General features: G+C 56.1%; 17 protein-coding genes. 10 read left to right on the forward strand and 7 right to left on the reverse strand.

What is annotated here, in order from left to right:
* The first annotated feature begins 95 nt into the window (after positions 1 to 95).
* Positions 96 to 2,891: a hypothetical protein gene (locus F3J39_RS02705; protein WP_166713812.1), complete on the forward strand. Its 2,796-nt coding sequence runs from the start codon at positions 96 to 98 to the stop codon at positions 2,889 to 2,891.
* Between the two features lie 102 nt (positions 2,892 to 2,993).
* Here F3J39_RS02705 and F3J39_RS02710 read toward each other — a convergent pair whose 3' ends face one another.
* On the reverse strand, positions 2,994 to 3,164 hold the full coding sequence (locus F3J39_RS02710; RefSeq protein WP_039383726.1) for a hypothetical protein: 171 nt from the start codon (positions 3,162 to 3,164) through the stop codon (positions 2,994 to 2,996).
* Positions 3,165 to 3,340: 176 nt separating this feature from the next.
* Positions 3,341 to 4,840, reverse strand: a complete 1,500-nt coding sequence (locus F3J39_RS02715) for a SulP family inorganic anion transporter (RefSeq protein ID WP_039383728.1) — start codon at positions 4,838 to 4,840, stop codon at positions 3,341 to 3,343.
* A 432-nt stretch (positions 4,841 to 5,272) separates the two neighbouring features.
* Between F3J39_RS02715 and F3J39_RS02720 the strand changes: the two genes are divergently transcribed.
* The 5 genes from F3J39_RS02720 to F3J39_RS02740 all read left to right on the forward strand — a co-directional run bounded on the left by F3J39_RS02720 (position 5,273) and on the right by F3J39_RS02740 (position 10,350).
* Positions 5,273 to 5,704: a MarR family transcriptional regulator gene (locus tag F3J39_RS02720; protein WP_039383731.1), complete on the forward strand. Its 432-nt coding sequence runs from the start codon at positions 5,273 to 5,275 to the stop codon at positions 5,702 to 5,704.
* Between the two features lie 2 nt (positions 5,705 to 5,706).
* A complete protein-coding gene (locus F3J39_RS02725; protein ID WP_166713813.1) occupies positions 5,707 to 7,377 on the forward strand; it encodes an MFS transporter in 1,671 nt (556 codons plus the stop codon).
* A gap of 11 nt (positions 7,378 to 7,388) precedes the next feature.
* Positions 7,389 to 8,480 (forward strand): HlyD family secretion protein, encoded by a 1,092-nt coding sequence (locus F3J39_RS02730; protein ID WP_039383736.1) that lies wholly within the window; start codon positions 7,389 to 7,391, stop codon positions 8,478 to 8,480.
* Entirely contained in the window at positions 8,477 to 9,850 is a 1,374-nt protein-coding gene (locus F3J39_RS02735; protein WP_104084762.1) for an efflux transporter outer membrane subunit, read from the forward strand. The genes F3J39_RS02730 and F3J39_RS02735 overlap by 4 nt, the downstream gene beginning before the upstream one ends.
* A 326-nt stretch (positions 9,851 to 10,176) precedes the next feature.
* Complete coding sequence (locus F3J39_RS02740; RefSeq protein ID WP_158086437.1) at positions 10,177 to 10,350, forward strand: hypothetical protein; 174 nt, start codon at positions 10,177 to 10,179, stop codon at positions 10,348 to 10,350.
* On the opposite strand, the gene F3J39_RS02745 is transcribed toward F3J39_RS02740, so the two are convergent.
* Positions 10,338 to 11,480 (reverse strand): beta-glucosidase, encoded by a 1,143-nt coding sequence (locus F3J39_RS02745; RefSeq protein ID WP_166713814.1) that lies wholly within the window; start codon positions 11,478 to 11,480, stop codon positions 10,338 to 10,340. The genes F3J39_RS02740 and F3J39_RS02745 overlap by 13 nt on opposite strands.
* A 148-nt stretch (positions 11,481 to 11,628) precedes the next feature.
* On the opposite strand from F3J39_RS02745, the gene F3J39_RS02750 reads away from it, so the two are divergent.
* Complete coding sequence (locus tag F3J39_RS02750; protein ID WP_039383744.1) at positions 11,629 to 13,089, forward strand: phospholipase D family protein; 1,461 nt, start codon at positions 11,629 to 11,631, stop codon at positions 13,087 to 13,089.
* Positions 13,090 to 13,120: 31 nt separating this feature from the next.
* Here F3J39_RS02750 and mdoC read toward each other — a convergent pair whose 3' ends face one another.
* Entirely contained in the window at positions 13,121 to 14,251 is a 1,131-nt protein-coding gene (gene mdoC, locus F3J39_RS02755; RefSeq protein ID WP_039385787.1) for a glucans biosynthesis protein MdoC, read from the reverse strand.
* Between the two features lie 277 nt (positions 14,252 to 14,528).
* On the opposite strand from mdoC, the gene F3J39_RS02760 reads away from it, so the two are divergent.
* The 3 genes from F3J39_RS02760 to F3J39_RS02770 all read left to right on the forward strand — a co-directional run bounded on the left by F3J39_RS02760 (position 14,529) and on the right by F3J39_RS02770 (position 18,952).
* Positions 14,529 to 16,064, forward strand: coding sequence for a glucan biosynthesis protein G (locus F3J39_RS02760; RefSeq protein ID WP_175540467.1), 1,536 nt, complete (start codon positions 14,529 to 14,531; stop codon positions 16,062 to 16,064).
* Positions 16,057 to 18,609, forward strand: coding sequence for a glucans biosynthesis glucosyltransferase MdoH (gene mdoH / locus F3J39_RS02765; RefSeq protein WP_039383749.1), 2,553 nt, complete (start codon positions 16,057 to 16,059; stop codon positions 18,607 to 18,609). Before F3J39_RS02760 ends, mdoH begins: the two co-directional genes overlap by 8 nt.
* A gap of 106 nt (positions 18,610 to 18,715) precedes the next feature.
* The gene (locus tag F3J39_RS02770) at positions 18,716 to 18,952 is read left to right on the forward strand and encodes a YceK/YidQ family lipoprotein (RefSeq protein WP_039383751.1); all 237 of its coding nucleotides are present in this window, start codon (positions 18,716 to 18,718) and stop codon (positions 18,950 to 18,952) included.
* 2 nt (positions 18,953 to 18,954) lie between these two features.
* On the opposite strand, the gene F3J39_RS02775 is transcribed toward F3J39_RS02770, so the two are convergent.
* The 3 genes from F3J39_RS02775 to F3J39_RS02785 form a co-directional block, all read right to left on the reverse strand.
* On the reverse strand, positions 18,955 to 19,353 hold the full coding sequence (locus F3J39_RS02775; RefSeq protein WP_166713815.1) for a MysB family protein: 399 nt from the start codon (positions 19,351 to 19,353) through the stop codon (positions 18,955 to 18,957).
* A 119-nt stretch (positions 19,354 to 19,472) separates the two neighbouring features.
* Positions 19,473 to 19,739 carry a hypothetical protein gene (locus tag F3J39_RS02780; RefSeq protein ID WP_065649626.1) on the reverse strand — a complete coding sequence of 89 codons (267 nt, stop codon included), beginning with the start codon at positions 19,737 to 19,739 and terminating at the stop codon, positions 19,473 to 19,475.
* Between the two features lie 500 nt (positions 19,740 to 20,239).
* The gene (locus F3J39_RS02785; protein ID WP_145339145.1) at positions 20,240 to 21,163 is read right to left on the reverse strand and encodes a Kdo(2)-lipid IV(A) acyltransferase; all 924 of its coding nucleotides are present in this window, start codon (positions 21,161 to 21,163) and stop codon (positions 20,240 to 20,242) included.
* Positions 21,164 to 21,311 lie beyond the last annotated feature (148 nt).

Genomic DNA, 21,311 nt, shown 5'->3' on the forward strand with positions numbered 1-21,311 from the left:
TCCGGGTTTTCACGTCAGAAGTCTGCGCTTTAAAATGTGATTGCTGCTGCCGGAAGGGATCCCGGCGCGAAGCCAGTAAAGATATGGAGATTACTATGTTTACTATTAACAAAGCATCGGCGCAGTCTGTTCCTGTTGCTCTGCCTCCGGCTGATGCCACGTCACCAGAGGGCTGTGTATCTCTGGACTCATTCTTTAGCGATCCCTATGTCATAGAGCACCTGGCGCTGGCGGCAACGCTGAAAAAAAACCAGTCGGGAACGCTGTTAAGCAATATTTTTAATAAGCGGGATGTCTGTTTTGATTCTGAACAGAAAATAAGAGACGCCGATTACGCTATAAAAGATGGGTTTCTGTATCGTGCCCACTATGCGGATCCGCATACTGTGACGAGCGCGGGGGTAACCCGCAATACGCAGGAAAACGAGGAGGAATGTTTTGATGATTATCTGGCAAAGTTGTTTGAGCATACTGCCGGGCACAGCAGCCAGGGAGCCATATTATCTTTCAGTAGCCATGAGAAAACAGCTAAAAAATTTATGGCAGAAGGGAAACTCCTCCTCAAAATAGATGCTGATAGTGAGGCGGATAAAAACGAGTTTATTTCCGTACCACAACTGATTCTGCAGCATGGCGGGCGATTGCTCAAAGCAGGAAAGATAGACAAGCTAACGCTGCTTTCTGCTCTCGATCAGCTCAACAACAGAGAGCGTGAATTTTTTTATATTGGTAAACCTCATGGCTATCGATATGGCGAATTACCCCCGTATAAACTGGCTTTTGGTGAAGCGGCGCAGCCGGTTACTACGCATGTTGCGGCCCGTGACCAGGAGCCTGTTGCGGCAGCCGTGGTGCTCAGAGAAGATAAAACCGGCGTAGCCCGCGATCGTATCTGCTATCCGGGAGTCAGCAGCTGCCTTACGATTACTTTCAGACATGAAAATTTTTTAGCAGGAGCGCACTTAACAATAGCCACAGATAAGAACGCCCTTAAAGATGTACTGAAAGAAATAAAAGCGCTTAACCCGAATAAACCCATTGAGATTATTGTCGCTTCTCCATTTTCTGTTTATAAAATCGGCGTGTCTGATAAAGAGTTAAATACCCGCTCAAAGTTAAAAAAAATCATAGGCAGGATTTTTCCGGATACGTCAATCCGGTTGGTTGACACCTCCGATATACGGTTGTCCCATATTCTGGTCAGTAAAAATAGCCTTGAGTACGTAAACGAAAGCAACTTCAGAGTTATCGGCAACCATTGTCCCGATGCGCCAGCCTTCGCAAAATCTGCTGAAACCGTCTTGCCGGACAGGCCGACGCCCTTAGCCTCACTGGCGAGCAGCAGCAGTGGTGCGGTAACGCGCTCAGCACTGAGCGCCTGGCTAAAGGAAACTGATTTACCCTCCCGCCGCAGTGAAGAACAGGTATTAAAGGATTTAAAAGAGGCTGGCTTTGCGGTCACCGCTTCTCAGCTGAAAAAAGCCTGGTCCGATGCACTGCCGGCCGGCGATGCTGTTCTCGCTTCAGCGCCGGATAACCCCTCTTCTGAGATCGCCTCACCTGAAATAAAGAAATTACGCTCAATCAGAACCCTGACAACGCTGAAACATCAGCACGGAATGCCGAACCAGGATCGGCAGCGCGAACTCAATGCCCTGCTTAAATTGGGTCCGCAGCTGGCTGATGTGGCGCGCCATCCGGGTAAAGAGATGCTTGAGACTATTTTAGATAAAGATATTTCCCCTGCCGGCTATTCACAAATGAGCAGTGAGTTCAGCCAGGCTCTGGCGACGGATTACTTTGAGACACTAGACGATACCCTTAAAAGTGAAGAAAACCCGACAGGCGACCCCCCCCTGGCCTCAATGCTCAACCCGCTAAAGGATCATCTGCTGGAAAACCGTGGTCAGCAAAATATGCACCCCTGGAATGATGGGTTGATCCGCACTTTGAGTACGGCAGGAAAGGGTGCGCAGGCTCAGCGAGCTGCGCGCGCATTATCTGCGGAGCTGGAGCGGGATCCTGACATCGGCACGGCATGGAAGCCCGGATCGTCTGCAGCGCCATCGCCTGAAGCTGAGCGCATCAGAGAAAAGTTGACCCAGCTGAGCACTCGTGAAGGTTTTATACAGAAAGAGCAGAGGCTGACCGGGCTTCTTTCGCGACGAGACAGGAATATTCAGCAGGACAGAGAAAGGCTGGCACTTAAGGCAGCAGCAGATCGGGCAAAACGCAGGGAAGCGGACCGCCAGGCGTGGAACGCCTTCAATCGCCACGTTGATAATATGGTTGCCGGGGGGCAGGATCTCAGGGCCAGACATGCCCGTGAGAGAAGCGAAATCGATGCCCGTGTCAGCCGGGATTATCATGCCCGCATGGATGCCTGGCAGAGTACAAGAGAAGAGATGGGGAAGAAAATGCAGGCCATACTGCAAGCGCTGGCAGCCAAATCCGGAACGGCTGCAGCGCGTAAGATGAGTGTGCCGGCTAATCTGGGGCCGATTATCAGTACGGCAGACCGGTTAAGAAATGAAGCTGACGCTGCTATTACGGCTTTCACCTGGGCTCTGCAGAAAAATCTCACTGAGGGAGAGCTAAAGCAACGTCTGACTGACATGGAGAGGGTTACTGAAAAGCTGGTTGCTGAAGAGCAGCACCTGTTCAATCAGGTAGCAGGCCTGATAGAAAAAAAGGTATCCGTAGCGCGACCGGATGAGAGAGAAGTAGATACGTTGTTAGGCCAATTAGCTCAGGAAGTCATGACAGAGCGTCTCCCTGATATTAACCGGACTCACGGGCTTCAGGACCTGTCATCGGAGAGAAGAGCTGAGAGAGAGCCGCAAAAAATAGCCCTGGCGCGGTCTGCTTATGACAAAGTCGGCAAAGAGTAAAGCTAACAGCTAACCCCGATTTCATACCCGGGATGTCAGCAAAGAGAGCCTGTCAATACCCCGAACGGGCAATAACTACCCGGCGCAGCCGGGTAGCGAAAATTAACCCTGCGGCTGGCCGACCGGGCCTTCGCCTTCGCTGGCGCCTGGCACCGGCTGGTTACTTGGTGCGTGCGGACGACCGTCGGCACCCACGGCATCACTATGCTGCATGCAGCCTGCCAGTGAAAAAAGCGTAACCGCTACCAGACCTGCTTTCATAATCCACGACATACAATCCCCTTAATAAACTGCTTTTATACGCCTGCCAATCAGCGCGTTGCGCCGTTAAGCAAAGCCGCTGAAGGGCTAACTTGCAAGCGAAACGGGAGATTTAAGACATAAGGACGGGCAGAAACAGCGCGGAGCGCGCGGGCAGGGCGCTCAGAGGCGCCCTGCTGACAGGCGGATTAACCGAGGTTGCCGCTCAGGCGATCGCGAAAATCGCTGCTGCGGTTATCCAGACCGGTAAAGGTAACTGTGGCACCGTGACGCTGATAACGGTATTCGATAGCGTCCAGCGCGGCGACGCTGGAGGCGTCCCAGATCTGAGCGTGCGTCAGATCGATAGTGACCTGGCTCGGATCGTGGCCATAATCAAAGTGCTCGAACAGGTCATTACTGCTGGCGAAAAATAGCGGACCGCGTACGGTGTAGTGAACCCGATCCCCTTCCGGGCTGAGCGTGCGCTCGGCATGAATAACATGGGCGATACGCCGGGCAAACAGCATCATGGCCAGAATCACGCCGAGCAGCACGCCAATCGCCAGGTTGCTGGTCCAGACGGTGATCGCGACAGTCACCACCATCACCAGCGTCTCTGACCACGGCATCCGTTTCAGCGTTGCGGGTTGCAGGCTGTGCCAGTTAACGGTCTTCACCGCCACCACCATCATAATGCCCGCCAGAACCACCATCGGGATCTGCGCCATGATATGGCTCAGGCCAGTAACCAGCAGCAGCAGTACCAGTGCCGCCGCTATGGTTGAAATCCGGGTACGCGCGCGGCCCAGCTCGACGTTGACAATTGTCTGCCCAATCATGGCGCAGCCGGCGATGCCGCCGTAGAAACCGGCGAGAATATTGCCAATGCCCAGCGCCCAGGATTCGCGCCGTTTTCCTGATGGCGTGTCGGTAAGATCGTCCACCAGCTTTGCCGTCAGCAGCGACTCCATCAGGCCAACAAACGCAACGGAGAGCGCGGCGGGCCAGACGATCTGCAGCGTCTGCAGGTTCAGCGGCACCAGCAGTTCGGTAAACCCGGGCAGCCCGGCGCTCATCGGACCTTCATCGCCCACGCTGGGTACGCGATAACCGAGCAGCAGAGCGACGGCGGTAACCACGACAATGGCAACCAGCGGTGAGGGAACACTTTTCAGTACGCGCGGCAGCAGCAGCACAATGGCCAGCGTGGCGGCAAACAGGCCCCAGACCAGCGCAGAGTGGCCCCAGACGTGCGGCACCTGCGCAAAGAAAATCAGTACGCCCAGCGCGTTGACAAAGCCCAGCATCACCGAACGCGGGATATAACGCATCATGCGCGAAAGGCCGGTGACGCCAAACACAATCTGAATAATGCCCGCCAGAATCACGGCAGGCAGAATATAGGCCACGCCGTGCGCATGAACCATCGGGCCAATAACCAGCGCCACTGAACCGGCCGCCGCGGTCACCATCGCCGGACGCCCGCCCAGCAGTGAGAGCGTCAGACAGAGCACGACCGAAGCGATCAGGCTGACTTTAGGATCAACGCCCGCAATAACAGAGAAAGAGATAACTTCAGGAATGAGTGCCAGCGCGGTGATCACCCCGGCCAGGCATTCGCGGGTAAGCAGGGCGGGTGAACGCAGAACGCGGGCGACCGTTAAATCGCCCGCGTCAGCACTATTGCGATCGGTTTGTGAATTCATAACGTGTGCGGACTCTTAAGTTATAAAGCGTATGCGGCAGCGAGGCAGCAGAAAAACAGGATGTTTAGCGTGCGAATGTTACCGGTCATTGGTGGCCCAGACCAGCGAAAGAGAGAGAGAGCAGCAGGGTAAAAAAATAACCTCTGCAGGTGGAAATCCAAAAACACCTGCAGAGGCGACGCAAAAGCATCATTCGTTACTGAATCGTCAGCCGATTCATGGCGCTAAAGTTATACAAAAAAAGGGTTTGTGTACAACTAATTTCTTAAGCATTTTGTGCGATATTAGCCGGTTAGCGGGGGTTACGGCAGGCTGTGGTCTGACATGTACAGGTTTTTATCTCAAATCGATACAACCTTTTCCCTTTTATAGCGGCGTGAATTATAATTACGCCTTCTTTTAGTTAGGTATCTAACCATTAGGTGGCTAATCTTGACCGACTACCCGCAGCCCTTTTCCCGGCTTTTACATCAGACGGCTCACGCATGGCGGCTGGCGGTCGATCGCCGGCTGAAAGAGAGCGATTTAAGTATGAGCAGCTGGATGGCGATTGCCAGCGTCGCCACCGCCAGTCAGCCGCTGACGCAGAAAGCGCTGGCGCAGCAGCTGGGTCTGGAGGACGCGAGCGTGGTGCCACTGGTGGATCGGCTTGTGAAGCAGCAGCTGCTGGCTCGTCTGCAAACGCCCGAAGATCGGCGTAAGCGTCTGCTGGTGCTGACGACGCAGGGAGAGCAGGCGTTTACTCAGGTCAAAGCGCAGGCAGACGATCTGCGCAGTCAGCTGCTGGCTGATATCGATCCCGCTGCGCTGGCTGTCACGGAGACGGTGCTGCAGCAGCTGCTCGATCGTCTGGGTAGCGCCTGAGCATGGCCAGACGTAATCCCTACGCGCAGCGGGAATGGCTGCCGCATGAAAAGCCGATGCTGCCAGGCTCCCCCTCCACGCCGCTGCATTCGCCAGGCAAGCGCGTCGCGTTTGGCCTGATTGGCTTGCTGATCACGCTGACCGGCGCGCTCAGCAACGCGCTGGTCACGGCAAACCTGACCAATCTGCAGGGGACGTTTGCCGCTTACAGCAATGAGATCGCCTGGCTGCCGGCGGTTTATGTGATGGGAAACATTTCAATTAACCTGCTGCTGGTAAAATTTCGCCAGCAGTTTGGCCTGCGGCTGTTTACCGAAGCGTTTCTGGTGCTGTATGTCATCGTGGCGTTTTTTCATCTGTTCGCCAACGATCTCAGTTCCGCCATCATTGTGCGCACCGCACACGGAATGGTGGCTGCCGCGCTCAGTTCGCTGGGGATCTACTATCAGGTACAGGCGTGGCCGGCAAAACACCGGCTGAAAGCGCTGGTGATCGGTATCACGGCTTCCCAGCTGGCGATCCCGCTGGCGCGACTCTTTTCTACCGAGCTGCTGCAGCTGGAGGAGTGGCGTGGTCTCTATCTGTTTGAGCTTGGGCTGGCGCTGATTGCGCTCGGCTGCGTGCTGGTGGTCAGGCTGCCCCCGGGAGACCGCATTAAAGCGTTTGAAAAACTCGATTTTGTCACGTTTCTGCTGCTGGCACCGGGTATGGCGCTGCTGTGCGGTGTGCTGTCACTGGGACGCATCGAATGGTGGTTTACCACGCCGTGGCTGGGCGTCTGTCTGGTGCTGGCGCTGGTGCTGATTGTTTCAGCCGTTGTGGTGGAGCATAACCGGACCAATCCACTGATCAACACCCGCTGGCTGAGTAGCGGCATGATTGTCCGGCTGGGTATCGCCATGATCATGATCCGTATTGTGCTGGCTGAGCAGAACACCGGGGCGATCGGCTTTTTACAGCAGCTGGGGCTGCTTAACGATCAGCTGCATGGCCTGGCGCTGGCCATTATTGCCGGCGTCATCTGCGGCATCATCGCCAGTGCGCTGACCATCAAGCCTGGCCAGCTTAACTGGCCAATTGTGACCTCGCTGGCGATCATGATTGTGGCTTCGCTGATGGACGCGCAGTCAAATCCGCTGACGCGCGCGCACAACCTCTATTTTAGCCAGTTCCTGCTGGGCTTCAGCAGCGCCTTTTTCCTGGCGCCAGCGATGCTGCTGGGGATCGGCAGCGTGGTGACGCAGCCGAAAAACCTGGTCAGCTTTGTGGTGCTGTTTGGTATGAGCCAGAATCTGGGCGGGCTGATTGGTTCAGCCATTCTCGGAACGTTTCAGACCTGGCGGGAGAAGTATCACTCCAGCCTGCTGGCCGACAAACTCTCGCAGTTCGATCCTAACGTGACGGAACGGTTGGATCAGTACAGCGCGCTGTTTCGCAGTCAGCTGACCGATAGCGTGCTGCTGGGCGCCCAGAGCAGCAGCCAGCTGCAGACCGTCGCCACGCTGCAGGCGAACGTCCTTGCGTATAATGACACTTATCTGCTCACGGCAGCCCTGGCGATGTGCACGCTGCTGTGGGTATTATGGCGGCTGTCGCGTCAGCGTTATCTTGCGTGGCGGCAGGCGAAAAATCATCAGGATGAGCCGCGTCAGACAGCGCCCTCAGCGAACTAAACGGAGAAGAGATGAGTCAACAGGATGATCTGCAGGTGGCTGAGCGCGAACGTGCGCATCGCCGCCGCACGCTTTCTATCGCCGCTGGCGCGGGAATTGTGATTGTGGGTGTGCTGGTAATTCTTTATGCCTGGCAGCTCTGGCCGTTTACCAGCAGCGTACAGACCACGGAAAACGCCTATGTGCGCGGTCAGATCACCTTTATCAGTCCGCAGGTCAGCGGCTATCTGACCGGCGTTGAAGTTGTGGATCTGCAGCCGGTGAAGCAGGGCGAGCTGCTGATGACCATTGACGATCGTATCTATCGTCAGCGCGTGCATCAGGCTCAGGCGCAGCTGGAGATGAAAGTGGCGGCACTGAAAAATAATCAGCAGCAGCGAAAAAGCGCTGAAGCGACCATTCTCAGCAATAAAGCCGCGCTGGAGAATGCCCGGGCACAGAGGCAGAAAAGCGGGCTCGACCTGAAACGGGTGGAAAATCTGGCGTCGGATGGGTCGCTTTCGGTGCGCGAGCGTGATGCGTCGCGTGCCGCGGATGCGCAGGCGCAGGCGCAGATGCGGCAGGCCGAAGCGCAGGTTGCCGTAGCGCAACAGAATCTGCAAACGGTGGTAGTAAACCGCGCTTCGCTGGAAGCTGACGTGGCTAACGCCCGTGCGGCGCTGGAGCTGGCGAATATCGACCTTGCTAACACCCGGATTGTGGCGCCTGATAGTGGTCAGCTGGGACAGCTCTCCGTGCGTAAAGGAACCTATGTTACCGCCGGTACGCGTCTCACTTCGGTGGTGCCGGATAAAAAGTGGGTGATTGCCAATTTTAAAGAGACGCAGCTGGCACATATTCGCCCGGGCTTACCGGTAACGTTTAGCGTTGATGCGCTTAACGGCCGGCGCTTCAGCGGCAGAGTAGAGTTTATCTCTCCTGCGGCTGGCTCAGAGTTCAGCGCCATCTCCCCCGACAATGCCACCGGAAACTTTGTGAAGATTGCGCAGCGCATTCCGGTACGGATCGGCCTTGATCCCGATGCGCAGCAGCTGCTGCGTCCGGGCATGTCAGTGGAGGTCAGCATCGATACTGCCGCAGAGCCGGCGAAGGAGACGCCGTGAAGCTGCTGCTACCTTTATCACTTGCGCTGCTACTGCTCAGCGGCTGTGCGACCCAGGTTGAAAAAGCGCCCGCTTCGCTGCCCATCCCGGAGCAGTGGCGCGATCGGACCGGACCGCAGGCGCCGCCGGAAGCCGCATGGTGGCGCACCTTTGGCGACAGCGATCTGAATCGTCTGGTCAGTCAGGCACTGAAATATAATAGCGATATTCTTCTTGCCCGGGCGCGGGTCGATCAGTACCGGGCGCAGGTGCGCGCAGCGCAGGGCGATAACTTTCCGGCGCTCTCTGCCGGTGTGGCTGCCAGCCGTCAGCGTTCGCTCTCGGCGGCAACCGGCCAGCCTTATGAAAGCGCGGTGTTTCAGGGTTTACTGCAGGCTAATTATGAGGTCGATCTCTGGGGCAGCCGCAGTAACAGCATACGCGCGGCGGAGGCGACGCTGGAGGCGCAGCGTGCTGCTGCGGCGGCGGCTGAGCTTACCGTTGCCAGCTCAGTGGCATCGGGCTACGTTACGCTTGCCTCGCTGGATGAACAGCTGCGCGTGACGCAGGCGACGCTGGCAACGCGCGAAAACTCCCGCCAGCTTGCCCGGCGCCAGTTTGAAACCGGCTATACGTCGCGACTGGAGTGGATGCAGGCGGAGTCAGAGTACCAGACGGCCAGCGCGCAAATTCCGCAGCTGCAGCATCAGATCGCGCAGCAGGAGAACGCATTAAGCGTCCTGGCGGGCATGAACCCGCGTGAAATCGCACGCAGCCATCACTTTGACAACATCCGGCCGCACGCTCTGCCTGCGCTGCTGCCGTCGCAGCTGCTGAACCGGCGTCCCGACATTGTTCAGGCGCAGCGTGAGCTGCTGGCAGCAGATGCCTCTCTGGCGTCCGCACGCGCCAGACTGCTGCCTTCACTCAACCTCACCGCCAGCGGCACGCTGCAAAGCAGCGAGCTGCACACGCTACTGGATAATCCGTTTCGTCTCTGGAGCCTGGGGGGCAGTATCCTGGCACCGCTGCTTAATCGCGAAGCGCTGACGGCACAGGTTGACGTGCAGATGGCTACGCGCAATCAGGCGCTCTATAGCTATGAAAAAACGGTGCGTAACGCTTTCTCAGAAACAGAGGATGCGCTGGATGCGATCCGCCGTAATCAGGAGCAGCTGGCGGAACTGCAAAAGCAGGAGCAGTTTGTAGCGGAAGCGTACCGGATTGCCCGCAATCGCTATCAGAATGGTTATGCTTCGTATCTTGATGAGCTTGATGCACAGCGTACGCTGTTCAGCACGCAGCTTAATATTGTCTCGGTAAAAAATAATCTGCTGCAGGCGCAAATCGATCTCTATCGGGCGCTGGGTGGCGGCTGGCACGCCGCCTGAAGCGGGATCCTGGCGGTAGCAGGAAAGTAATAAAGTCACGTGCGGTATCTGTTTCGCACAGAAATAGTCGTGAAATATTTATCACTTTCCATTACACTCAGCGCGCAATTTTGCCCTGATTCTGCTTACGCTATTGAGTTTTCATGAGTTTGCCGGCCCCACCTGACGATAACGACGAGTCTCACCGTCAACCGCTTGATGATGCGCACTTCGCTATCGTGGTTCTTGCGGTCACTTCGGTAACGCTTATAATCTTTGTCCTGATGCTCACTCTGTGGATGAGCTAACGCCTGCAACGCAGTATCAACGCCTGCAAGGAGAGCTAAATGGACGCTCGCGACGATAAACTGATCGCTATCATCGCCTTACTCTGTGCCTGTCTGATTGGCGTGATTTTTCTTGTTACCATGACCTGGCTTACCGATGTGCGCCGTCCTGCCGATACGCTGCAGGACGCCAGAAGCTGTGCGCCCGCTTCCCGTCACGCTCAGCGCTCCTGACGCTGCCATTTGATCTGCTGACCGCGCAGCTCCAGGGCCAGTCCCTCATGCAGAGTACGATTACCGTTAGGATCGCCCAGCCCGAACAGGGCGCCGGGAGAGCGGCGATCGTCCGCCCAGGCGGGATACTCCACCACCGGATAGAGTGAAATTCCCTCCAGCGCAACGCCCTGAGCCAGCGCCAGCCGCGCTTCCGCACTGACGTGCCGCAGCCATGGCGCGCGCGCATCGCCTTCAGCCCCCGTTTCCGCCAGCAGCAGCGGACGCTGATAGCGCTGCCAGCACGCCAGCAGCAGCTGGTGCAGGGGCTGACGCTGCGGATGATCGGGTGGCAGGGTATCGCCTGACCAGAACCAGTGGTTGTCGGGATAGTAGTTCAGGCCCAGAATATCGAGAAAGTCCGCCTGTCCGCCGAGTCCCGGTTCAGCGCGCCCGGCCAGCCAGTCCCATGCTTCAAACTGCATCTCATGCTGCCGGGCAGCATGCCCGGCACTCTCTGGCTTATCCGGATCGGCAGCGATCTGCACCAGCGGATCGGTCAGCACAAAGCGTGCTTCAGGATAGACATCGCGGATCGCATGTATCGCGGCCAGCGAGGCGCGCACCAGCTGGCGCTTCAGATCGCGTCCGCGTTCGCTGGCGTAAGGATCGAGCCATGAAACATCAGCCCCGGCCCAGGCCCAGAATGAGATTTGATTAATCGGGGTAAAAAACGGCTGCTCCACGCCCTCATCGCGCATCAGCTGTGCCATAGCGCGTGCATAGCGGGCAAAGTGCTCAACGAACGCCGGTTTCCAGATATCGAGGTGCGCCGGATAACCAAAATGCGCCAGCTCCCAGATAATCTGCATATTGTGGCGTGCGGCCGCATGGATCATTGGCAGAAAGGAGCGCCAGTCGTAGTGGTCAGGCGTCGCTTCAATCAGATGCCAGCGCGCACCGTCGCGCGCCGTGAGCAAACCTTCCCGCACCAGCGCGGCGTAATCTTTGTCCAGCAGCATATCGTGTCCGCTACTGACAACCATATCCAGACGGCGGCCGCCGCTGCGACAGGCGGTAGAGCAGGGAAAGCTGCCCTGAAAAAAACTGCGAAAAAGCCGGGGTTGATAATGAGGCAGTAACGCGGTCATATTTCACTCCTCAGGGTAATCGCCCGATGCAGAACCACGGGCTAAGTCTAGACTAAATTAGCAGCCGGCTCTGCCGGTCAGGCATGCAGGTTGCCTGCCACAGCGACAATGCCAATAATAAGCGTGATTACGTATTCAGGGATCCAGTATGAGCGAAGCAGCAGCGCTGCCCGGCCAGTTAGCCGCGGGCGATGAATTACGGCAAAGCGTGGCGCAGCAGTGCGCGCAGCATCCCGGCCTGAGCGGCATCCATCCGCTTAACGACGGGCTTGACGCGTTTGCTGCGCGTTACCTGCTGATGAGCATGGCGCGGCACACTATCGATGTGCAGTACTATATCTGGCATAACGACATGTCCGGACGCCTGCTATTCAGCGCGCTGCTGGACGCTGCCGGCCGCGGTATCAGGGTGCGCTTACTGCTGGATGATAACAATACGCCGGGGCTGGATAACACGCTGGCGGAGCTGGAACGTCATCCGAACATTTCGGTCAGGCTGTTTAACCCGTTTTCATTCCGCACGCTGCGCGCGCTGGGCTACCTGACTGACTTCGCGCGCCTCAATCGCCGGATGCATAATAAAAGTCTGACGGTAGATGGCGCCGCAACGCTGGTGGGGGGGCGCAACGTCGGGGATGAATATTTTGGTACCGGCAATGAGCCCCTGTTTACCGATCTCGACGTGCTGGCCATCGGGCCGGTCGTCGATGAGGTTACCGCAGATTTCGAGCGCTACTGGCATAGCCAGGCGGTATCGCCGCTGCGCAGCGTAGTGGACGTGCGCAGCGATGAGGGCGAAGCGGTGCGCCTGCCGCCGGAGTGGCAGCAGAGCGAGGCGGTGCAGCGTTATCTGGCGCGTCTTAACCACTCCGATTTTGTCAGCCAGCTGGAGCAGGGCGCGCTGGCGATGACCTGGGCTGAGGCGCGCCTGCTGAGCGACGATCCGCGCAAAGGGCTGGGCAAAGCCAGACGCAGCAGCCTGCTGCCGCAGCGGATGCTGGAGGTCATCGGCACGCCACAGCAGCAGTTCGATATTATCTCAGCCTATTTTGTCCCGACCCGCGCCGGGGTGGCGCAGCTATTGTCACTGCGCCGGCGCGGCGTGCGTATCGCCGTACTGACCAACTCACTGGCGGCCAATGATGTCACCGTGGTGCATGCCGGGTATGCGCGCTGGCGAAAAAAGTTGCTGCGTCACGGTATTGCGCTATATGAGCTGAAACCTCAGGCACACGCCGGCGAACCACCGCACGATCGCGGGTTAACGGGTAACTCCGGCTCCAGCCTGCATGCAAAAACGTTTACCGTTGATAATCGCAAAGTCTTTGTGGGTTCATTTAATTTTGACCCCCGCTCTGCGGTGCTGAACACCGAAATGGGACTGGTCATTGAGAGTGAAGCCCTGGCGCGCCAGACGCATGATCGCTTCAGTCGCGGTATGCAACATCGGGCCTGGACGCTGCGGCTGGACAAGTGGGGCCGGGTGAACTGGATAGAACAGGATGAGCAGGGCGCAGAAGTGGTACATAAACATGAACCGCAGTCAACGCTGCTGCAGCGCCTGCTGGTGCGGCTGGTATGGCGGCTGCCGGTAGAGTGGCTGCTGTAGCGGCGCGCTGAAACGCGCCGCCGGTGCAGCCTCACCCTTTCTGCGCCGCCTTTTTGCCGGAAAACAGAAAGCGCAGCAGCGGGATACGCAGGTGGATCTCATAAAGCGCAAACGCTGCGGCAAATACCGTTATCAGCCCAACAAAGAAACCCAGCGTGTTATTGCTGATGTGCGGCGTCACATATATCCCATACAGGATAGTGAGCGGATGATGGACGAGATAGATAAACAGCGAGGCGTTAACCAGATAAACGATACGCGGAGAGTGGCTGTTCAGCAGGCGGTGCCCGACGCTATAGCAGACGTTCAGCATGCACACGCCCATCAGCGTTGAAAGCAGCATATCGGTCTCATAGAGCCAGCCGTCGCCGTTGCCATAGCGCTGATTCAGGTAGTAGGCGATAAAGACCGGCACGGTGCCAAAGCAGATCAGCGGGTTGAACCGCACAAACAGCGCTTTCAGCGGCGGATGTTTCCAGCTCAGCGCGCCCAGCATAAAGAACGGCAGATACGTCAGCGTTTGCATGACCGCAATGGTAAAGAGTCCATCCATCATGATGCCCGGCGTCAGCAGCAGCAGCGTGCGACGCAGCAGGCACCACAGTAGCGCGTAGCCCAGCAGTGCCAGCGTTACGCTACCCCAGCCTGTCTGCTGATAGTTACGCGTGCTTTGCTGGTTGCGCAGCCAGCGAAATGTCAGCATACCCAGCGCCGTCAGGATCACCAGGACCAGCAGAAACCAGAGGTGCGAGATCAGATCCCACGCCAGAGCATTGTATTTGTCATACGCTGAAAAGCGATCCCAGCCATCAAGCTTATGAGTGAGATATTTCAGCAGAAAGAACTGCGGCAGCGTAATCAGCGGGATAGCGGCGAGCAGCGGAATGCCCACGCGCTCCAGCCTGACTTTCAGCCAGCGTGCCGGCTGGTAGCGCAGATAAAGCATGTAGGAAAAATAGCCGGAGATAACAAAAAACACCTGCATGCGAAATGCATGGATGAAATCGTTAAAAATGGTCAGCCACAGCGTGGCATCCTGGCTGTTTACGGACCAGCGCTGTGTCGAGTAGATCAGCGAGACGTGAAACGGTACCCCCAGCAGCATCAGGTAAGCTCGAATCGAGTCGAGAAAATATTCGCGTTCAGGTTTTACAGCGCTCATAAGCTTCCGGTTCATCCTATACAGGCTGGTTTCACCCTGAAACCAGATCGTGCAGCAGAACATTCTGTTGCCGGTTAACAGCCTATACTATCAGTTGATTCTGTTTCTTAAACTGCCGGGTTTAATATTCCGAAAAGTGCTCTGGAGGCTTGGCGCTGCGCGGAACAATGTTTTACATAAGCTGTCGGAAAACCGAATAATCCATTAAGATGAGTGGGTTTGATCTGAGCACACGAAAGGGGGGGATGTGCTAAATAAAGTGAAAAATAATAGCGGGCTGGTGAAGATGCGCTGGACCAGCGCAGCAGTACTGCTGGCGCTGTACGCAAATAATAGCTGGGCGTTTAACATTGATGATGTGGCAAAACAGGCTAAGGCCCTGGCAGGTAAAGGTTTTGAAGCGCCAAAAAGTAATTTACCCTCTCAATTTCGTGAAATGAAATTTGCGGATTATCAGCAGATCCAGTTTAACCACGACAAGGCATACTGGGGCAAGCTGCGCACGCCGTTTAAGCTCGAGTTTTACCATCAGGGGATGTACTTCGACACGCCGGTGAAGATTAACGAAGTCACCGCCTCATCGGTGCGTGAAATTAAATACGATCCGGCTTATTTCAATTTCGGCAACGTCAAACATGACGCTGATGCGGTAAAAAATCTCGGCTTTGCCGGATTCAAAGTACTCTATCCGCTGAATAACAAAGGAAAGCAGGATGAGATCAGCAGCTTCCTTGGTGCCAGCTACTTCCGCGTAATCGGGGAAGACCAGGTCTATGGTCTTTCCGCACGAGGTCTGGCAATTGACACCGCGCTGCCCTCTGGTGAAGAGTTCCCGCGCTTTAAAGAGTTCTGGATCGAGCGCCCGAAACCTCAGGCGAAGCAGCTGGTTATTTACGCGCTGCTTGATTCACCTCGCGCTGCGGGAGCCTACCGCTTTGTGCTGAAGCCAGGCAAAGCCTCGGTGGTGGATGTGCAGTCTAAAGTTTATCTGCGTGATAACGTGGGTAAACTGGGCGTGGCACCGCTGACCAGTATGTTCCTGTTTGGTGCTAATCAGCCTTCGCCGGTCAGCAACTTCCGTCAGGAGCTGCACGACTCCAACGGCCTCTCGATCCACGCCGGTAACGGTGAATGGATCTGGCGCCCGCTGAACAATCCACGCCATCTGGCGGTCAGCACTTTTACGATTGAAAACCCGAAAGGTTTTGGTCTGCTGCAGCGCGGACGCGACTTCAGCCACTATCAGGATCTTGACGATCGCTATGATATGCGTCCAAGCGCCTGGGTTGAGCCGCAGGGTGACTGGGGTAAAGGGCGCGTTGAGCTGGTTGAGATCCCGACTGCGGATGAGACCAATGACAACATCGTCGCCTTCTGGACGCCGGAAAAACTGCCTGACGCGGGCAAAGAGATGAATTTCAACTATCGTCTGCACTTCACCCGCGATGAGAATCAGCTGCATCAGGATGATGTTGCCTGGGTCAAAGATACCCTGCGTTCTGCGGGTGATGTGAAACAGTCTAATCTGGTCCGCCAGCCTGATGGTTCTGTCGCCTTTACCCTCGACTTCACCGGTAAAGCGATGAGCATGCTGCCGGAGGATACGCAGGTAGCACCGCAGGTTAGCGTTGGCGATAACGCCGAAGTGGTTGAGCAGAGCGTACGCTACAATCCGGTGACCAAAGGCTGGCGTCTGGTGCTGCGTCTGCGCGTGAAAGACAGCAAGCAATCAACCGAAATGCGCGCCGCGCTGGTAAGCGGTGACAAGACATTGACGGAAACCTGGAGCTATCAGTTACCTGCCAATGAATAAATCGACTTTTTTACCTCAATCTTATGTGGAGGCGCTGCCGCTTGATGCGGCAGGTCGCGCGCGGCTCAGCACATCGCTGCAAAATGCGCCCGCCTTCCACGCCATTCATACGGTGCTGGGGCAGGATAACGCAGCCAGCGATCGGCCTGACGATGCGCCGCTGAAATCTGTCTCATCACGCATAGCGATGACATGGCCGGATGCGGTAGCGGATGGCCAGCAGTTCAGTAAAGATTATCTCGATCGCACGACGTTAAAAGCGATGCCGCCGGTTAAACGCTCGCTGATGTTCCCGGAAGCCTGGCGTACCAATCCGCTGGCGCGCGCCTGGAACTCGCTGCGCGGGCAAAAAGTGCAACCGCGTTATGCAACGGCAGAGGAGCAGCGCGCGGAGGATAAGTGGCGTCATGTCGGTTCAATGCGCCGCTATACGCTGCTGATTCTGACCATCGCGCAGACCGTGGTCGCGACCTGGTATATGAAAACCATTCTGCCTTATCAGGGCTGGACGCTGCTCGATCCTGTCGGGCTGTTTCAGCAGAACTGGATCGAGTCGGTGAAGCTGATCCTGCCTTATATTCTGCAGACCGGCATTCTGTTCCTGTTCGCTATTCTGTTCTGCTGGGTATCGGCGGGCTTCTGGACGGCGCTGATGGGGTTCCTGCAGCTGCTGATTGGACGCGATAAATACAGTATCTCTTACTCAACCACGGGTGATGAGCCGCTGAACCCGGAGCACCGCACCGCGCTGATCATGCCCATCTGTAACGAAGATGTGGAGCGTGTTTTTGCCGGACTGCGCGCTACCTGGGAGTCGGTAAAGCGCACCGGGAATGCTGAGCATTTTGATGTCTACATTCTCAGCGACAGCTACGATGCAGATATCGCGATTGCCGAGCAAAAAGCGTGGATGGAGCTGGTACGCGACGTGGGCGGAGCGGGCAAGATTTTTTACCGTCGCCGCCGTCGCCGCGTGAAGCGCAAAAGCGGTAACATCGATGACTTCTGTCGCCGCTGGGGCAGCAACTACAGCTACATGGTGGTGCTGGACGCTGACAGCGTGATGAGCGGTGAGTGCCTGACCGGTCTGGTACGTATGATGGAAGCGAACCCGAATGCCGGGATTATCCAGTCTTCGCCAAAAGCCTCCGGTATGGATACGCTCTATGCGCGCTGCCAGCAGTTTGCCACCCGCGTTTACGGGCCGCTGTTTACCGCAGGGCTGCACTTCTGGCAGCTGGGCGAGTCGCACTACTGGGGACATAACGCCATTATTCGCGTACAGCCCTTTATTGAGCACTGTGCGCTGGCGCCGCTGCCGGGTGAAGGCTCATTTGCCGGTTCAATTCTTTCGCACGACTTTGTTGAAGCTGCGCTGATGCGCCGCGCCGGCTGGGGCGTCTGGATCGCGTACGATTTGCCGGGTTCTTATGAGGAGCTGCCGCCTAACCTGCTGGATGAGCTAAAGCGCGACCGTCGCTGGTGTCACGGTAACCTGATGAACTTCCGCCTGTTCCTGGTAAAAGGGATGCATCCGGTGCACCGTGCCGTCTTCCTGACCGGCGTTATGTCCTATCTCTCGGCGCCGCTCTGGTTTATGTTCCTTGCGCTTTCTACGGCGTTGCAGGTGGTCCATACCCTGATGGAGCCGACCTACTTCCTGCAGCCGCGTCAGCTCTTCCCGGTCTGGCCGCAATGGCGTCCCGATCTGGCTATTGCGCTCTTTTCCACCACGCTGGTGCTGCTGTTCCTGCCGAAGCTGCTGAGCGTGGTGCTGATTTGGTGCAAAGGGGCTAAGGCTTATGGCGGCGCGCTGCGTCTGTTCATCTCGCTGATGCTGGAGATGCTGTTCTCGGTGCTGCTGGCGCCGGTGCGCATGCTGTTCCACACCGTGTTTGTGGTCAGCGCCTTCCTCGGCTGGGAGGTGGTCTGGAATTCACCGCAGCGTGATGATGATGCCACTCCGTGGAGCGAAGCGTTCCGCCGTCACGGTTCGCAGATGCTACTTGGTATCGTCTGGGCCGTGGGCATGGGCGTGCTGGACCTCAACTTCCTGTGGTGGCTGGCACCTATTGTCTTCTCGCTGATCCTGTCGCCGTTTGTATCGGTGATGTCGAGCCGCGCGACCGTGGGTCTGAAAAGCCGGCGGGCGAAACTGTTCCTGATCCCGGAAGAGTATGAGCCGCCAAAAGAGCTGGTTGATACAGATCACTATCTGCAGATCAACCGCGAGCGGGCGCTGAAGCATGGCTTTATGCATGCGCTGTTTAACCCGGCGTTCAATGCGCTGGCAACCGCACTGGCTACGTCGCGTCATAAACAGAGCACGCTGCTGGATCACGCCCGTGACCGGCATGTCGATCAGGCGCTGAGCGATGCACCGGAAAAACTGAATCGCGAACAGCGTCTGCAGCTAATCAGCGATCCTGTGGTTCTGGCGCGCGTGCATACCCGGCTGTGGGAAAACGCGGATAAGTATCATCAGTGGCTGGAGAGCTATCAGAAGCTGACGTTGAATCCGCAGGCACTGCCACCGCGTGCCTGAGCAGCAGTAAAACAGTAAAAGCGGCAGCGATGCCGCTTTTTTATTGCCGCTGCTAAAGCCGGGCAGGGCAGGTATAGTAGCAGGTCAATCAGTGAGGATAAGCGATGTGAAAAGCGTTCTGGCGGTCATACTGGCAGGCAGTGTGCTGATGCTGAGCGGGTGCGGCAGCATTATCAGCCGTACCGTGCCCGGACAGGGGCACGGTAACCACTATTATCCCGGCGTGCAGTGGGATGTGCGCGACGGCCCGTGGCGCATCGTCACTATCCTCGATCTGCCGCTGTCGCTGATAGTGGACACGCTGCTGCTGCCGGTTGACGCGCAGCATGGGCCTTATGAGTGAGATTACGCCAGATTATCTGAATCCGTGTTGTCATCTTCCCACTCTTCAGCAGCCACTTCACCCTCTTCAAGATCGCGCTGTGGCGCCAGCTGAAATTCGCCATCATCCCATTCGTGCAGGGTATTTTCAGACTGCCACTCCTGACGCATCTCAATTTCGTCGAAATCGCCGTCAAATACCGCCTGCGCCGCCTCACCGCTAAGCAGCGGCAGGCAATCACCCTGTTCATCTTCACTGGCAAAGAACTCCGCCTGCCACATGATGTCGCCATCCTGCATGACATATTTTTGCAGGCCAAACTGGCTGACGTTGACATCCTCTTCGGATACGCCCTGCTGGCTGGTCATAAAATCTTCACGTGCGGCTTCAATTGCTTCTTCTAAGGTGCTGAACAGATCCATTGATGACTCCTTGACTGTAAAAAGGGGATTTTACAGAAGGATAGACGAAAATTTGCAGAACGCAGGCGGGCAGGCGAGCAGTACGGGCGGGTGAGGAAAAAATCACCCGCCCATACGCATCAGAGCATTTTTTGCGGAAAGTGCAGAACCGGACGGACAGTTTCGCGCATTACCGGTGCAGAGTAGCGAATACAGCATTTGATACACGGCTTTACTTTTTTGAAGTTAATACGCGCGGTGGCCAGCGCCTGATTCAGGTTATAGAGGGTGCCAATAAACACCATATCTTCTTTAAGCGGCATCCGTTTGCACTCTTTACGATGCAGCAGGTGATAGCCTTCCTGATCGGTACCGATCGTAACGTAATAATAATGACCTTTGTTCATATTATTTTGTCCTGCATGAGATTTGCTGTGTGTAATCTTTTTTATTTTTTCTGAGAACAGTTAATTGGTTAACTGTTGCAACTGAAATTAACCGGAATCAGCAGAGTGAACCAGTGTAATAAAGTAATTAAAAAAATTTTTAAAATGACAATATGGAATAAGCAGCCTTTTTTATCGACAACGCATTGTAAAATAAGTCAATTTTTCTGCATTGATAAGTAAGTCAAACGATTTTGAAAAAAATAAATAGGATTAGGCCTGGAATTATAGATGATCAGGACCAGATTGCACTCTTTTAATTGATAAGTGTGGCCCAGAAAGCCGGTGTCAGACGGCTGATTGCCTGCTGCAGAGCGCCTGTGCAGGCAAATCCGGTAACATAACCTGTTACCGGAGCTAATGATTTTCAGACGAAACCAGAAATAATGCTGGATCTGATGGACATATCAGGTGCGGTTCAGGCTATCAGATATCGCTGATAGCCTGAACGCTGTGCTGCATCAGTAGCGCGACGGCTGGCCTTCCGGACGGGTTTTAAAGCGGCGGTGCAGCCACATATATTGCTCAGGCGCGAGTAACACCGTCTCTTCAACAACGCGGTTCATCACCGTTGCCGTATCAAGCTCACTCTCCAGTGAGAACTGATGGCGAATATCCGGCATCAGTTTCAGCTCGTAGCCGCGTCCGTCCGGCAGACGACGTGCCAGGAAAGGCACCACGCTGGGATTAGCCAGCCGAATCAGCATATGGGTTCCGGTTGTGGTGGCTGCTTCCTTAACGGCAAAGAAAGGGGCAAACACGCTGCTGCGCGGGCCGTAGTCGTGATCCGGCGCGTACCAGATGATGTCATTACTCTTCAGTGCCCGGATCATGCCTTTGAGATCTTTGCGATCCAGCATACTTTTATTTGAGCGCATCCGGCCCCAGGTCTGCAGCCAGTCGAGCAGTCTGTTATCGTTCGGGCGATACACACCAATACCCGGGTTGTACATGCCGAAAACGCGAGCGCCCAGCTCAAGCGTCAGAAAATGCATACCGATCAGCAGAATTCCGCGCTTTTCTGCCAGCGCCTGACTCACATTCTCCAGTCCTTCCGGCTTAACCCATTTACGGATACGCCAGTCGGGCCAGAACCAGGCCATGCCGGTTTCAATCAGTCCCATTCCGACTGATTCAAAGTTGTGTTTAACCATCGCCTCGCGGTCGCTGACGGGCATATCAGGAAAGCAGAGCTCCAGATTGCGTCGCGCAACCTCTGTGCGGCGCTTCATAAAACGCATGGCAATACGCCCCAGGCCGCAACCAAATGCATACAGAAGCGGGTAGGGAAGTAAAACCAGCACGTATAAAAATCCAATGCCCAGCCAGGTGAGCCAGTAGCGCGGATGAAGCAGTTCACGGGTAAATTGCGGAAGTTGGGTCATGGAAGAATCAGTATCCTGCGTTCTGTACCAGAGAGTCCGGTTTCTGTTATTTAACGCAATTATGCCATTTTTTGTCGTTAACTGTAATCACACCGCGTTCACAACACCCGTCAGGCTGGTGTTTGCCGCATTAACAGACGAACAGCGC

The sequence above is a fragment of the Pantoea sp. Acro-807 genome (assembly GCF_011752675.1).
GTDB lineage: Bacteria > Pseudomonadota > Gammaproteobacteria > Enterobacterales > Enterobacteriaceae > Pantoea > Pantoea eucrina.

Bases quoted from the DNA above. Each gene is read 5' to 3' on its own strand.
- F3J39_RS02705 (WP_166713812.1), top strand. From the start codon at position 96: ATGTTTACTATTAACAAAGCATCGGCGCAGTCTGTTCCTGTTGCTCTG.
- F3J39_RS02710 (WP_039383726.1), bottom strand. From the start codon at position 3,164: ATGTCGTGGATTATGAAAGCAGGTCTGGTAGCGGTTACGCTTTTTTCA.
- F3J39_RS02715 (WP_039383728.1), bottom strand. From the start codon at position 4,840: ATGAATTCACAAACCGATCGCAATAGTGCTGACGCGGGCGATTTAACG.
- F3J39_RS02725 (WP_166713813.1), top strand. From the start codon at position 5,707: ATGGCCAGACGTAATCCCTACGCGCAGCGGGAATGGCTGCCGCATGAA.
- F3J39_RS02730 (WP_039383736.1), top strand. From the start codon at position 7,389: ATGAGTCAACAGGATGATCTGCAGGTGGCTGAGCGCGAACGTGCGCAT.
- F3J39_RS02740 (WP_158086437.1), top strand. From the start codon at position 10,177: ATGGACGCTCGCGACGATAAACTGATCGCTATCATCGCCTTACTCTGT.
- F3J39_RS02745 (WP_166713814.1), bottom strand. From the start codon at position 11,480: ATGACCGCGTTACTGCCTCATTATCAACCCCGGCTTTTTCGCAGTTTT.
- F3J39_RS02750 (WP_039383744.1), top strand. From the start codon at position 11,629: ATGAGCGAAGCAGCAGCGCTGCCCGGCCAGTTAGCCGCGGGCGATGAA.
- mdoC (WP_039385787.1), bottom strand. From the start codon at position 14,251: ATGAGCGCTGTAAAACCTGAACGCGAATATTTTCTCGACTCGATTCGA.
- mdoH (WP_039383749.1), top strand. From the start codon at position 16,057: ATGAATAAATCGACTTTTTTACCTCAATCTTATGTGGAGGCGCTGCCG.
- F3J39_RS02775 (WP_166713815.1), bottom strand. From the start codon at position 19,353: ATGGATCTGTTCAGCACCTTAGAAGAAGCAATTGAAGCCGCACGTGAA.
- F3J39_RS02780 (WP_065649626.1), bottom strand. From the start codon at position 19,739: ATGAACAAAGGTCATTATTATTACGTTACGATCGGTACCGATCAGGAA.
- F3J39_RS02785 (WP_145339145.1), bottom strand. From the start codon at position 21,163: ATGACCCAACTTCCGCAATTTACCCGTGAACTGCTTCATCCGCGCTAC.